This window comes from Oribacterium sinus (assembly GCF_014202695.1).
In the GTDB taxonomy this organism is placed as follows: domain Bacteria; phylum Bacillota; class Clostridia; order Lachnospirales; family Lachnospiraceae; genus Oribacterium; species Oribacterium sinus.
On the sequence record NZ_JACHHH010000016.1, the window covers coordinates 12,770 to 25,351 of the forward strand.

The following is a 12,582-nucleotide window of genomic DNA, read 5'->3' on the forward strand; positions in this document are numbered from 1 at the left end:
ACATTTGAATTGTATAATGCAGTGCGATTGCACCCTCAAACAGTTAATATATAAAATCTAATCTTTTTTAATCAATCTTGTAATCCACTGATACACATAAAAAAGACTGGGAAGAATCATGACACAGAACAATAAGGCCAGCATATACTCCTTTTTTCCCCCGGTGAAAGCCAGAAACAATAAGGCTATTAGGGCAAGACAAAAAAGTAATAAAGTGAAAATGGCTATTCCTCTCTTCATATCTTTTCCTTCCTCAGTATACAAAATTTAAAAATATCGCACAAGATGCTTGTTTTAATTCTTAAAGCTTGATTTCTACTGAAAGATTCAAAAGCTCTTTATTCTTTTCCAGCAAAGGCGCGATATCTGTTGCAATGAAATCCTCCACCTGCTCCTTACAACGGCCGATGTATTTTTCCGGGATCAAAAGCTCCTCCAAGTCCGTTTTTTCCAATGGGAATTCCGGATCTTCCGCAATTCTTTGCAGTAAATCATTGTCCAGACCATCTCTTTTCACTCTTAAACCGGCCTCCATGGAATAGCTTCTGATTTTTTCATGAAGCTCCTGCCGGTCTCCCCCTCTTTTTACCCCGTCCATCAGGATGTTTTCCGTTGCCATAAAGGGGAGCTCTTCCCGAAGATGCTTTTCAATCATTTTAGGATAAACCACTAAAGCGGAGGCCACATTGTAATAGAGGTCCAAAAGTCCGTCTGTAGCCAGAAAAGCATGGGGTACGGAAAGTCTCTTATTAGCCGAATCGTCCAAGGTTCTTTCAAACCACTGGGTTGCGGCGGTAATGGGAGGATTCTGGCTCTCCGCCATTACAAAATTGGCAAGGCCGGCAATTCTTTCACAGCGCATGGGGTTTCTCTTATAGGCCATGGCACTGGAACCGATTTGCTTTTTCTCAAAGGGCTCCTCCACTTCCTTCAAATGCTGTAAAAGCCGAATATCATTGGAAAACTTATGGGCGGATTGAGCAATTCCGGAGAGAATCGCCAGAATCTTGGAATCAATTTTTCTGCTATAGGTTTGGCCGGATACAGGATAAACTCCCGGGAAATTCATTTTCCTTGCAATCTTTCTGTCCAGCTCTCTACATTTTTCATGGTCTCCTTCGAAAAGCTCCAGGAAGGAGGCCTGGGTTCCGGTAGTACCCTTAGAACCTAAAAGCTTTAAGGAAGAAATGCATTCCTCTACATCCAGAAAATCCAGATACAAATCATGTAACCAAAGACTGGCTCTCTTCCCAAGAGTAACGGTCTGTGCCGCCTGAAAGTGTGTATAGCCAAGCATGGGCAGTCCTCTATACTCCATGGCAAAGTCCGCTAAGACCTTCATGCAGTTTAAAAGCTTTTTCCGAAGAAGCTTTAAGCCCTCCCGCATGGTAATCAGATCCGTATTGTCTCCCACATAGCAGGAGGTGGCTCCCAGATGAATGATTCCCTTTGCCTTTTCACACTGTACGCCATAAGCATAGACATGGCTCATCACATCATGGCGAACCTCTTTCTCTCTAGCCATGGCCACATCGTAATTGATATCCTCTGCATGCTCCTTTAATTCCTGAATCTGCTCTTCGGTAATGGGTAGCCCCAGTTCTTTTTCACTTTCCGCCAGAGCAATCCACAGCTTTCTCCAGGTTTTAAATTTAAAATCGGAAGAAAAGATTTCCTGCATCTCTTTGGAAGCATAACGACCGGACAATGGGCTTTCGTAGCTTTGATGACTCATGATTCCCCCCCCTTATTATTTCAAAACATCCGCCATACTATAGCTTCCCGGCTCCTGCTTTTCCAGGAAAAAGGCAGCGGTAATAGCTCCCTTTGCAAAGATTTTCCGACTATAGGCGGTATGATTTAAGCTAATGACCTCATCTTCACCGGCAAAAATTACTTCGTGGATTCCGGGAATGGTTCCTCCCCGAAGAGAAGACATACCGATTTCTCTCTTCTCTCTTGCTGTATCTCTTCCGGAACGGTCATAAACCTTTACCAGTGCTTCTCCGATACCCTCTTCCACAGCCTTTTCCAGCATCAATGCTGTTCCGCTGGGGGCATCCTTTTTTCTACGATGATGCGCTTCCATAATTTCGATATCAAAGTCATTTTCATAAAGCTTTTTCGCGGCAATCCGTAAGAGCTCCTGTAAAAGATTAATGCCCAAAGACATATTACCGGAACGAAGAATGGGAATCTGTTTGGAAGCCTCCTGAAGCTTCTTTTCCTGTGCTTCATTTAAACCTGTGGTGCAAAGCACAAGAGGCTTTTTTTTCTCCACTGCAAAATCCAGAAGAGCATCCACAGCCTCTTTTACGGAGAAATCAATAATACAGTCAAAATCTTCTTTCACTTCCGCTCCGCTTCCATAAACCGGAAATCCGGGGTGGCTCAGATCCGTATGAGAATCCAGACCGGCTACAATCTCCATTCCCTCCGTCTTCTTTGCTACCTCCTGCACATTTTGTCCCATCACGCCCTTCGCACCATGTAATAATACCCTCATCTTTTTCCTCCTTCAGCTCCGGAAAACCACTCTACTTTTTCTTGTTTATTCTATTTCATTTTTCCGCAGAAAAAAAGAGGGGCGGAAAAGAAGAAAATAAGAAACAGTTTATCCTGCATTTATTTTCTTTTCTTCACAGCCCCCTCTTCTCTATTAGGATAAAATCCCGTAGCGGCGCATTTCTTCCTTTAATACCTCTTGATGTGCTTCTTCCATCTCTGTCAACGGAAGACGCATTCCTCCCACAGCCTTCCCCTGTAAATTCATTCCTGCCTTTACCGGAATGGGGTTCACTTCCATAAAGAGGCTATGAATCAAAGGAAGTGCTCTCTTTTGCTCTTCCCAAGCCCCCTTCACATCTCCGGCAAACCACTTCTTGCAAATATCCGCTGTCTGTCTCGGTGCCACATTGGACAACACGGAAATAACGCCGGAACCTCCGATGGAAAGTAAGGGAACAATGATTCCATCCTCTCCTGAATAGAGTAAGAAATCTTCATCCACCAGACGCATTAGATCCGATGTAGCCCCCACATCTCCGGTAGCTTCCTTTACTCCCACAATATTTTTTACATTATAGTAAAGATCCGCCATGGTCTTCGGCTCAATCTTCATACCGGTTCTTCCCGGTACATTGTATAGAATACAGGGAATGGAAACCGCATCCGCAATGGCTTTGTAATGGGCATACAGTCCCTTCTGGGTAGCCTTGTTATAGTAGGGAGTCACCAAAAGCAGTCCGTCAGCCCCGGCCTTCTCTGCTCTTTGAGAAAGGTCAATGGCGGTTGCTGTACAGTTGGAACCTGTTCCTGCAATAACGGGAATACGGTGATTTACCACCTTCACAGTATGAGCAACCACTTCAATATGCTCATCCTCCGTAAGGGTTGCGGCCTCTCCTGTTGTACCAACTGCCACAATGGCATCCGTGCCTTCTGCAATTTGCTCCTCCAAAATCTCCGTCAGCTTCTCATAATTTACGCTGCCATCCTCATGAAAGGGGGTAATCAAAGCAACGCCAGCTCCTTTAAATAATGCCATAGTCTCACTCAACCTTTCTTATTATTTCCTGTTAAATCCGGCTCTTTTTCTAGCTGTAGGATCCAGAATCTTCTTACGAATACGAAGATTTTCCGGAGTAACCTCCAAAAGCTCATCCGTGTCGATAAAGTCAATACACTGCTCCAAGGACATAATCTTCTTCGGTACCAGCTTCAATGCCTCATCAGAGCTGGAGGTTCTGGTATTGCTTAAATGCTTGGTCTTACAAACATTTAACTCGATATCCTCAGACTTGGGACTCTGTCCGATGACCATTCCGCTGTAAACCTTCTCTCCCGGACCAATAAAGAGGGTTCCACGGTTCTGTGCCTGGAATAAGCCGTAGGTAACCGCCTCTCCCTGCTCAAAGGCAATAAGGGATCCCTGATGACGATAGTTTAAGTCTCCCCTATATTCTCCGTATCCTTCAAACTCCGTATTCAAAATACCGTTTCCCTTGGTATCGGTAAGGAACTCTCCTCTGTAACCGATTAATCCTCTGGAAGGAATCTCAAACTCCAAACGGGTATATCCGGAAGCTAAAGGGCTCATGCCGTTTAAGGTACCCTTTCTTTGAGTAAGCTTCTGGATTACGGAACCGGTAGCATCCTCCGGCACATCGATATAAGCAATCTCCATAGGCTCCAGCTTTACGCCCTGCTCATTTTCCTTATAAATAACCTCTGCCTTGGATACCGCAAACTCAAAGCCCTCTCTACGCATGGTCTCCACCAATACGGAAAGGTGCAGCTCTCCACGACCGGAAACCTTAAAGCAATCTGCGGATTCCGTCTCCTCTACTCTTAAGGAAACGTCCGTATTCAGTTCTCTGAAAAGACGGTCACGGATGTGTCTGGAGGTAACAAACTTTCCTTCCGTTCCTGCCAATGGAGAATCATTAACCATGAAATCCATGGAAATGGTCGGCTCGGAAATCTTCTGGAATGGCAGTGGCTCCGGATTCTTCTCCGTACAAATGGTGTCTCCCACATGCAGGTCTTCAATACCGGATACCGCAACGATATCTCCAAAGGAGGCCTCCTCCACATCCACTCTCTTTAAGCCGTCAAAGGCATAGAGCTTGGTGATACGTACCTTTTTTCTCTTGTCCGGATTATGGTGGTTCACAACCAAAGCTTCCTGATTCACCTTAATCTTACCGTTCTCCACCTTACCGATTCCGATTCTTCCCACGAATTCGTTGTAGTCAATGGTAGAAACCAGGAACTGGGTTTCCGCTTCCGGATCTCCCTTAGGTGCCGGAATAAAGTCCACAATAGTCTCAAAGAGAGGCTTCATATCCACGTCCGGATCTTCCAGCTTCAGCTTTGCATAACCGTTCTTGGAAGAAGCAAAAAGGAAGGGACAATCCAGCTGTTCATCGGAAGCATTTAGATCCAACATCAATTCCAAAACCTCATCCACCACATCATTGGGGCGGGCCTGAGGCTTATCAATCTTATTCACCACCACAAGAACAGGAAGACGAAGATCCAAGGCTCTTTGTAAAACGAATCTGGTCTGGGGCATGGGACCTTCAAAGGCATCCACCAATAAAATAGCGCCATCCACCATTTTCAAAATACGCTCTACTTCACCGCCGAAATCTGCGTGTCCCGGAGTATCTACAATATTAATCTTGGTATCTCCATAGCTTACCGCGGTGTTTTTTGCCAGAATCGTAATGCCTCGTTCCCGCTCGATGGGGTTGGAATCCATCACTCTTACACCAACCTCCTGATTGTCACGAAAAACACCGGACTGCTTTAAAAGCTCATCCACCAAAGTCGTCTTACCGTGGTCAACGTGGGCAATAATGGCAACATTACGTACATCTTCTCTATTCTTTAACATTTACTTCTCTTTCCCCTTAAAGAAACTTAAAAGCCTCTTTAAATGATTCATTTTTATCTACAGTTCATTAACTTAGGAAGTATACCACCGGCTATTTTTGATTGCAAGGAAAACCACCTCTTGTCCATACTCCCCAATGTGCTTTTCCAAGGACAGATACTGCTCCTCTTCCATTTGCAGGAAGAGCTCTACTCTATCCGTGTAGCTTTTTTCTAAAATCCGAATCCCCATTTCCTGAAAATCATATTCCAATCTTCCCAGTAGTGTGTAGGGTATACTTAGCCGGATTTCTTTTCCTTCTTTCCGCTCCAAAAGCTGCGCTTCCGAAAGCACCTGTTCTGCCGCATCTCCATAGGCTCTGGATAAGCCCCCTGTTCCCAATAAGGTTCCTCCGAAAATACGGCTTACCACGCAAAGAACATTTTTCAGCTCTTTACGTTCCAACCTTTGCAGTATTGGAGCTCCTGCGGTTTTTGCCGGCTCTCCGTCATCACTTTGCTTTTTCTGTTCCTGCAAAAAGCCCTCCTGCTCTTCCAGGAAAATATAAGCATAGCAATGGTGTCTTGCCTCGGGATAAGTCTTTTTACATTCCTGTAAATAAAAACTCACCTCTTCAAGACTTTGAAGCGGAAATAAAGAAGCATAAAATTTTGATTTTTTCACTTCCAGCATGGAGGTAAAACGATCTTGAATAAATTTCATGCTTCTTTTCCTTTCTCTTCTTAATCTTCTCGTTTTTGCTTTTCTTCCTTAGGCTTCTCTTCCTTCGTCTTTTTCTTGGAGGAGGGACCCTGTTCGGAAATAATTACCTCATCTCCGGAAGGTTCATCCTCATCCGAGGATTTTTCCTTTACCTTATAACGGAAATAACGATCATCCGTATCCAAATCCCGTAAATCCTCAGGCACCAGCATAGCGCCCCAGGAGGTATGATAGGTACATTTGTCAGTGGGAACAGTACCTTTAGCAAAGAGCTCTGTAATCACTGCACTACCGCGATAATCCGCAAAACAGCCTGAAATGGGAAGCTTACCGGATTTTCTGCAAACCTGCTCCTCCACAATGTCCTCCGGTCTCTGGAAGCCCGGATCCGTCTTTCCTTCATGAATTCTTGTCATGATTTTCCGCCAGATATCCTTGTGGAAGCCGGTACCGCCGTTGTATTCTCCGGAATTACTATCCTTTAATACCTGATTGTCATCACAGCCTGCCCAGATTCCGCCTACATAATAGGGTGTAAAACCGATAAACCAGATATCTCTGTTGTCACTGGTGGTTCCGGACTTTCCCGCCTGACTCATACCGTCAAAATGGGCTCTGGTGGAAGTGGAGCTTACCCGGACACTGGAAGAAAAGGCCCGGTTACTTTCCATGGACTCCCGCATGGCATCCGTTAAAAGATACGCTGTGCTGGACTTCATCACCTGCTCCGGCTCATCCTCTGTGGTATCAATAATCACATTTCCATTTTGGTCTTCAATCTTGGAGAAGAACTTAGCCTTCTGGAACCGTCCCTTATTGGCAATCACAGAGAAGGCTTGCGTCATTTCCAGATTGGAAACGCCTCTGGTCAGACCACCTAACGCCAAGGCAGGATTGGCATCCTCAGGCACAAGGGAGGTAATGCCCAGGGATTCCGCATAGCGAAATCCATTTTCCACCTTTACCGTATCCATAAGGCAACGAACCGCCACGATATTCAAGGAATAAACGATACCGTCTCTTATACTCTGAAAGCCCAGATAGCCTCCGGAATACCAGTTTTTAAAGGTTTTCTTTCCAACGGTATACTCGGAATCGTAGTAGGTAGATGCCAATGTAGCACCGTATAGATCGATAGCAGGAGCAAAGGAGGAAAGAATCTTAAAGGTAGAACCGGGCTGTCTAAGTACGTTAGAAGCTCTATTCAGTGTCTTACTCTGCTTCTTCTCTCCCCGGCCTCCCGTTAAAGCCAAAACCTCTCCGGTGGAGGGATCCATTAAGACAAAGGATGCCTGAGGCTGTAAAACATAGTCAATGCTTTCTCCCAAAATCTTATCCGAATCCACCACAACCTTATTCTTAAATTCCTCAACCCGCTTGTTGGCCTGATCCTTGGAACTGAACAAACCGTTAAAGTCCAGTCCTCTACCTTCTTTTAAGTATTTCTCTAAATCCTTTTCGCCGTAGTTAACAATGCTGCCATCCTCATGCTGGATGGTTAATCGCCAGGTAATGGAATATTTCGCCGTATCATAGTTGTCCGGATTATTAATTTCCTCATCCACAACAGCCTGTAAATCCGGATCCTGGTTGGCATAAATCCGTAAGCCGCCGGAATAGAGCAGCTTGGTAGCGTCTTCCTTACTGTAATTGAGACGCTCCATAAGGCTGTCCACCACCTGTTCCGTCAGCTCATCGGTATAATAGGAATAGGGCTTATCGTCTCCTTGGCTCACGGAATTCACATTCTGGATTCTTTCATAAACCGGATCCTGCAAAGCCTCCTGGTAGCGGGCATCATCAATATAGCCCTGCTTTAACATATTTTTTAAAACCTGTGCTCTACGGATTGCATTCTTATCAGGATGGGTTATGGGATTCAAGCCGGAAGGATTCTTGGTAATCGCCGCAATAACTGTACATTCCGAAAGGTTGAGCTCCGTAACTTCTTTATTGAAATATCTTCTTGCAGCGACCTTTACTCCTAAGGTATTGGCGCCCAGATTAATAGTATTCAAATACTCCGTCAGAATACTCTTCTTCACTTCTTTCTTGCTTAAATTACTCTGATCCTCCAGCTCCAGGGCCAGATACTGCTCCTGAAACTTTCGAACATAACGCTCAAACTTTCCTTCATGCAAACCGCCACCGAAAACATTGTTTTTCAGAAGCTGCTGGGTAATGGTAGAGCCTCCGCCGGCAGAACTGTCATCGGAAACCACACCCTTGATGGCACGCATAATGGAGCGAAAATCTATACCGTTATGGCTCCAAAAGCGCTCATCTTCTATGGCTACAAAGGCATTAATCAAATCCTTGGGAAGCTCTTCATAGCTTACTCTTTCTCTATTGGATCCTTCCGTAACCAAGGTGGACATAAGATTTCCTTTTTTGTCGTAAATCTTGGTAGCATATTCTGTGGGACCCACATGAATTTTATGGATATCCGGCGCGGAATCCAGAATCCCCCGGAACAAGCCATAGGAAAAGGAGGCTCCCAGGAAAAGACTTGCCAGCAAGAGAAAGAGGCATAGACTCTTAATAATCCCCGTGAGTCTATGCCAAATACGAGCTCTTTTGCTCTTCATTTCATCTATGCGATTCTCTATATTGTACCGTGTAAAATTCATATTCTTCCCTAAAATCACAAGCTCCGACGGGATGCTCCTTACATTTCCCATCCTAAAATATATACTGCTCTATTTTAGCATAAAGTATAGAAAGAAAACACAGTATTTTCCCTTAAGCCTTCCAAATTCTGTCCGGCATAACAAATTGCTGTTCTCCCTGAGCCATAGGAGCCACTTCTCCCTGAGGGAAAACCAAAACCAGCTTTCCTTCTCCATTAATATAGAAGCTTTGATCCTTCTTTACCTCAGTAAAGCCTTCATCATCCTCTCCGTCTTGGATAAAGTAGGGAAAGTCTCCCTTCTGATTATGAGCCTTCATCTGGGAAACCACTTCCTCGGACAGAAGCTTCTGATAATCCGTTCCTTCCGGAAACAGATCGGAAAGCTGCAAAAGTTTTCCGCTATGCTTATCCATAGTATAATAATGGTTCTGGGTAAAGCTGTCTCCCTCCTGTTGCAAAGCGCTCAGAGCCAAGACATAATAATCCTCGGAATCCAAAATCACTTGAGAGGAAACAGACAGATTCTTATATTCACTGCTTTGAATTTCCTGCTTAAAAGAGGCAATCAGTTCGTCGGTTTTCTTCTCTATATCAAAATTAATAGCCTGAGCGGAATTAGCCTTTTCCGATTCCTTGGAAGCAACACTTCCGGCTTCCTTACCCTTAGAATCGTTTGCCTCTCCGCTATTTTTAATCTCGCTTTCTTCGCTTCCCTGTTCCAGCTTCGGCACTACCACCTCTGCCTTATGATTTCCATCCTCGAAGGAATATTTCCGGAAAGTAATCAGCTGAAAATAAGAGCCGATTCCCGGTATGCTTTGCAAAGCATAGGCAGTTTCCTTCGATAGATTAGGCAGTAAGAAAAGCAGACAAAAGCAAGCCGCAATTGCAGAAGAAAAATATCGAATAGGAAATTTTTTTATTTTTTTCCTTGTTCTCTCATCTTCCGCTTCCTCTATGAAGCGCTCATCGATTTTAGAAAAGGCTTCTACAAAATCCCAGTCTTTCATGCGATTCCCTCGTCTTTTAAATACTTTGCCAAAGCTTGTCTGGTACGGTGCAGGCTGACTTTCACCTTGCTTTCCGTAACTTGAAAGGCTTTTGCTATTTCCTGTATCTCATCATGATAAAAATATCTTCTTACAAAGAAAACTCTCGTTTCCTTCTTTTGCTTTTCCAAAAACTGATTTAAGGCATCCACCAAAGCCTGTTGATTCACATGTTCTTCCACATTGTCCGATGAAAAATGTAAATCTTCTCCAAGCTCTTCCACGCTTTCCGTAAAGCCATCGGAAAAACGCTTTTTAGCCTTCAACATTTTTAGTTTATTAATAGAAGTATTCTTTACAATTTTTCCCAGATAAGCTCTGAGAAATTGAGGGCGTTCCGGAGGAATGGCCTGCCAGGCCTTCAGCCAGGTATCATTGAGACACTCCTCCACATCCTCTCTTTGGGACAGCACCTGAGAAGCAATCTTTCCGCAGTAAGCTTTAAAATTCTCCTGCAGGGCTGTCAAGCCCTCTTCCTTTCTTTGCCATAATAAGTCTATAATTTCTTGCTCTTCCATAGTTCTCCTTTAGCTTTTTATGGGACTTAGAAAGGATAAGGCAAAATATTGATTTCTTTGTGAATTTTCTATTAGGCCTTCTTTACAGATAGGATGGTTCCGGTAAAGGAATCCACTTCGGATAATTCTCCGGTGTACTCTACGGTAACCTCATCTCCCTCTTTTACCTCACTAAGCCCTTCCGGAGCCTTATCAAAGTTCAGAGCATACTCCTTGCCATCATCGGTTTTAATGGAGAACATAAAGTCCTTAACTTCCAAAATGCTTCCTTTAATTTCCTTGGCATCCTTTGCTTTCTCTGCTCCTGCCTTCGCACTTTCCTGTGCTGCGGAAGACTCTGTCTTAACGCCCTCAGACTGCTTTGTCTCTTTTCCTCCACAAGCCATCAGTCCAATACTCATCATTAAAGCTAATACAACAATTCCGGTCTTTTTCATAGTAATTCCTCCATCTTTATCAATGTTTCGGAAGCGAATTCTTCCGACATTTGGAAAGACAGAGGAAATCTCAAAAAGGTTACAAATTATTTTTATTTATTTTTATGACTGCTTTTTCCCCGCCGATTCGGCCGCTGCTTTGCAAGGTCTTCCCCCGAACCAGGGTTTCACAAAGACTGATATTATTTACGGTCCGATCAAAAAGACTCAAGGTCTCCTCCACAACGGTTTTCTTTTCCGAAGCAAGCTCTCTGTGTATAAGATCCGCCGCATCCTTTTCCAAGGGACTAAGTAGTAAATCATCCCTTCTGGTTCCGGATTTTAAAATGTCTATAGCCGGGAAAATTCTTCTTTCCTGAAGCTCACGATTCAAAACAAGTTCCATATTTCCTGTGCCTTTAAATTCTTCGTAGATGACATCATCCATGCGGGAGCCGGTATCTACCAATGCGGTGGCTAAAATCGTTAAGCTTCCACCTTCTCGGATATTTCTGGCAGCACCGAAGAAACGTTTGGGCATATGGAGAGCCGCAGAATCCATACCGCCGGACAAGACCTTTCCGGAGGAGGGCACAATCAGGTTATAGGCTCTTGCCAGTCTGGTGATACTGTCCAAAAGAATACAAACATCCTGCCCCTGCTCTACCAGACGCTTCCCCCGTTCAATGGTCATCTCCGCCACTCTTTTATGATGCTCCGGCAACTCATCAAAGGTGGAGTAAATCACCTGCACCTTATCCCCCACAACCTCTTCCATCATGTCCGTTACTTCCTCGGGACGTTCATCAATCAGAAGAATCATCAAGGTCATATCCGGCTGATTTTTTAGAATAGACTGGGCGATCTGCTTTAAAAGAGTGGTTTTTCCTGCCTTGGGAGGGGAAACAATCATTCCTCTTTGTCCCTTTCCGATAGGAGCCAAAAGATCCAGCACTCTTAAAGAGGTAGGCACTCTCTTCCCTTCTCTTTCCATATGGATTCTTTCATCCGGGAAAATGGGGGTCAGCTTATCAAAATCCGGTCTTCTAAAAATGGCGGAAACCGGTAAATCATTCACCGTTTCAATATACAAAAGAGCATTGTATCTTTCCTGGGGATTCCTGGACTTGGCATAACCGTAAATCATATCCCCTGTTTTCAAATGAAAACGACGAATCATCAGAGAATTCACATAGACATCCTGCTCTCCCGGCATAAAGTTTTCGGAACGAATAAAGCCATAGCCGTCTGACATAACCTCCAGGATTCCATGGGCTTCCTTGGCATCCGTGTCTCTGGGGCCTTCTCTACGAACTTCTTCTCTGGGCACATTGTCCCGGGAAGAAGTTTCAAAAGACTCTTCTCCAACCTCAGGGTTTGGGGCGCTTTCTTCAATAGACTCATTGGAGACAGCATCTTTTACTTTCGTTGCTTCAGTTTTTACAGCTACAGTTTTCGTTGCTTCAGTTTTCTTTGCTTCTGTCTTCTCTTTATTCGCTACAGTCTTCTCTTTTTTTACTCTCCCCTTTTCCGCCTTCACTGCGGCCTGATCTTCCTTCACTGTCGCCGTCTCTTCTGTGACAGACTCATCCTCCAAAGGGGACTTTTTCCTGCTTCTTGTTTTTTTCTCAACGGATTGCACCTCCGCCTCCCTATCCACTGATAAGGATGCATCTTTCTTTTTTGCAGAGACTTTGCGCGGTTTTGTGCCGGCTTTGCTCTCCTCTGTCACAGTCTGCAGCAGTTCTTCTTGAATCTCCGTGGATTTTTTTCTTGGCATAAATACTCCTTTGATGGAAAAAAATGAAATATAATATAGAATTACTTTATTAAAATGAATAAGCTAGGAAGTTTGATTCAGGGG

Annotated in this window: 11 protein-coding genes; all 11 read right to left on the bottom strand. The window is 44.3% G+C overall.

Annotated features, from left to right (window positions below; genetic code table 11):
- Positions 1-57 precede the first annotated feature (57 nt).
- Positions 58-240, bottom strand: a complete 183-nt coding sequence (locus HNQ46_RS11660) for a phosphate ABC transporter substrate-binding protein (RefSeq protein WP_243155934.1) — start codon at positions 238-240, stop codon at positions 58-60.
- Between the two features lie 61 nt (positions 241-301).
- Entirely contained in the window at positions 302-1,738 is a 1,437-nt protein-coding gene (gene purB / locus HNQ46_RS11665) for an adenylosuccinate lyase (protein ID WP_408637151.1), read from the bottom strand.
- A 12-nt stretch (positions 1,739-1,750) separates the two neighbouring features.
- Positions 1,751-2,506 carry a 4-hydroxy-tetrahydrodipicolinate reductase gene (gene dapB, locus HNQ46_RS11670; RefSeq protein ID WP_183684843.1) on the bottom strand — a complete coding sequence of 252 codons (756 nt, stop codon included), beginning with the start codon at positions 2,504-2,506 and terminating at the stop codon, positions 1,751-1,753.
- Positions 2,507-2,659: 153 nt separating this feature from the next.
- On the bottom strand, positions 2,660-3,547 hold the full coding sequence (gene dapA / locus HNQ46_RS11675; RefSeq protein WP_183684844.1) for a 4-hydroxy-tetrahydrodipicolinate synthase: 888 nt from the start codon (positions 3,545-3,547) through the stop codon (positions 2,660-2,662).
- A 21-nt stretch (positions 3,548-3,568) separates the two neighbouring features.
- Positions 3,569-5,401, bottom strand: coding sequence for a translational GTPase TypA (typA, locus tag HNQ46_RS11680; RefSeq protein ID WP_183684845.1), 1,833 nt, complete (start codon positions 5,399-5,401; stop codon positions 3,569-3,571).
- A 72-nt stretch (positions 5,402-5,473) separates the two neighbouring features.
- Positions 5,474-6,103 (bottom strand): IMPACT family protein, encoded by a 630-nt coding sequence (locus tag HNQ46_RS11685; protein ID WP_183684846.1) that lies wholly within the window; start codon positions 6,101-6,103, stop codon positions 5,474-5,476.
- A gap of 20 nt (positions 6,104-6,123) precedes the next feature.
- Positions 6,124-8,733, bottom strand: coding sequence for a transglycosylase domain-containing protein (locus HNQ46_RS11690; RefSeq protein ID WP_183684847.1), 2,610 nt, complete (start codon positions 8,731-8,733; stop codon positions 6,124-6,126).
- Positions 8,734-8,845: 112 nt separating this feature from the next.
- Positions 8,846-9,745: an RsiV family protein gene (locus tag HNQ46_RS11695; RefSeq protein ID WP_183684848.1), complete on the bottom strand. Its 900-nt coding sequence runs from the start codon at positions 9,743-9,745 to the stop codon at positions 8,846-8,848.
- Positions 9,742-10,302 carry an RNA polymerase sigma factor gene (locus tag HNQ46_RS11700; protein WP_183684849.1) on the bottom strand — a complete coding sequence of 187 codons (561 nt, stop codon included), beginning with the start codon at positions 10,300-10,302 and terminating at the stop codon, positions 9,742-9,744. The genes HNQ46_RS11695 and HNQ46_RS11700 overlap by 4 nt, the downstream gene beginning before the upstream one ends.
- Positions 10,303-10,373: 71 nt before the next feature.
- Positions 10,374-10,739 carry a DUF1344 domain-containing protein gene (locus HNQ46_RS11705; protein WP_183684850.1) on the bottom strand — a complete coding sequence of 122 codons (366 nt, stop codon included), beginning with the start codon at positions 10,737-10,739 and terminating at the stop codon, positions 10,374-10,376.
- A 79-nt stretch (positions 10,740-10,818) separates the two neighbouring features.
- On the bottom strand, positions 10,819-12,498 hold the full coding sequence (gene rho / locus HNQ46_RS11710; RefSeq protein ID WP_183684851.1) for a transcription termination factor Rho: 1,680 nt from the start codon (positions 12,496-12,498) through the stop codon (positions 10,819-10,821).
- Positions 12,499-12,582 lie beyond the last annotated feature (84 nt).

What these genes read in the sequence shown, in the direction of transcription:
- HNQ46_RS11660 (WP_243155934.1), bottom strand. Translation starts at nt 240, where the DNA reads ATGAAGAGAGGAATAGCCATTTTCACTTTATTACTTTTTTGTCTTGCC.
- dapB (WP_183684843.1), bottom strand. Translation starts at nt 2,506, where the DNA reads ATGAGGGTATTATTACATGGTGCGAAGGGCGTGATGGGACAAAATGTG.
- dapA (WP_183684844.1), bottom strand. Translation starts at nt 3,547, where the DNA reads ATGGCATTATTTAAAGGAGCTGGCGTTGCTTTGATTACCCCCTTTCAT.
- typA (WP_183684845.1), bottom strand. Translation starts at nt 5,401, where the DNA reads ATGTTAAAGAATAGAGAAGATGTACGTAATGTTGCCATTATTGCCCAC.
- HNQ46_RS11685 (WP_183684846.1), bottom strand. Translation starts at nt 6,103, where the DNA reads ATGAAATTTATTCAAGATCGTTTTACCTCCATGCTGGAAGTGAAAAAA.
- HNQ46_RS11690 (WP_183684847.1), bottom strand. Translation starts at nt 8,733, where the DNA reads ATGAATTTTACACGGTACAATATAGAGAATCGCATAGATGAAATGAAG.
- HNQ46_RS11695 (WP_183684848.1), bottom strand. Translation starts at nt 9,745, where the DNA reads ATGAAAGACTGGGATTTTGTAGAAGCCTTTTCTAAAATCGATGAGCGC.
- HNQ46_RS11700 (WP_183684849.1), bottom strand. Translation starts at nt 10,302, where the DNA reads ATGGAAGAGCAAGAAATTATAGACTTATTATGGCAAAGAAAGGAAGAG.
- HNQ46_RS11705 (WP_183684850.1), bottom strand. Translation starts at nt 10,739, where the DNA reads ATGAAAAAGACCGGAATTGTTGTATTAGCTTTAATGATGAGTATTGGA.
- rho (WP_183684851.1), bottom strand. Translation starts at nt 12,498, where the DNA reads ATGCCAAGAAAAAAATCCACGGAGATTCAAGAAGAACTGCTGCAGACT.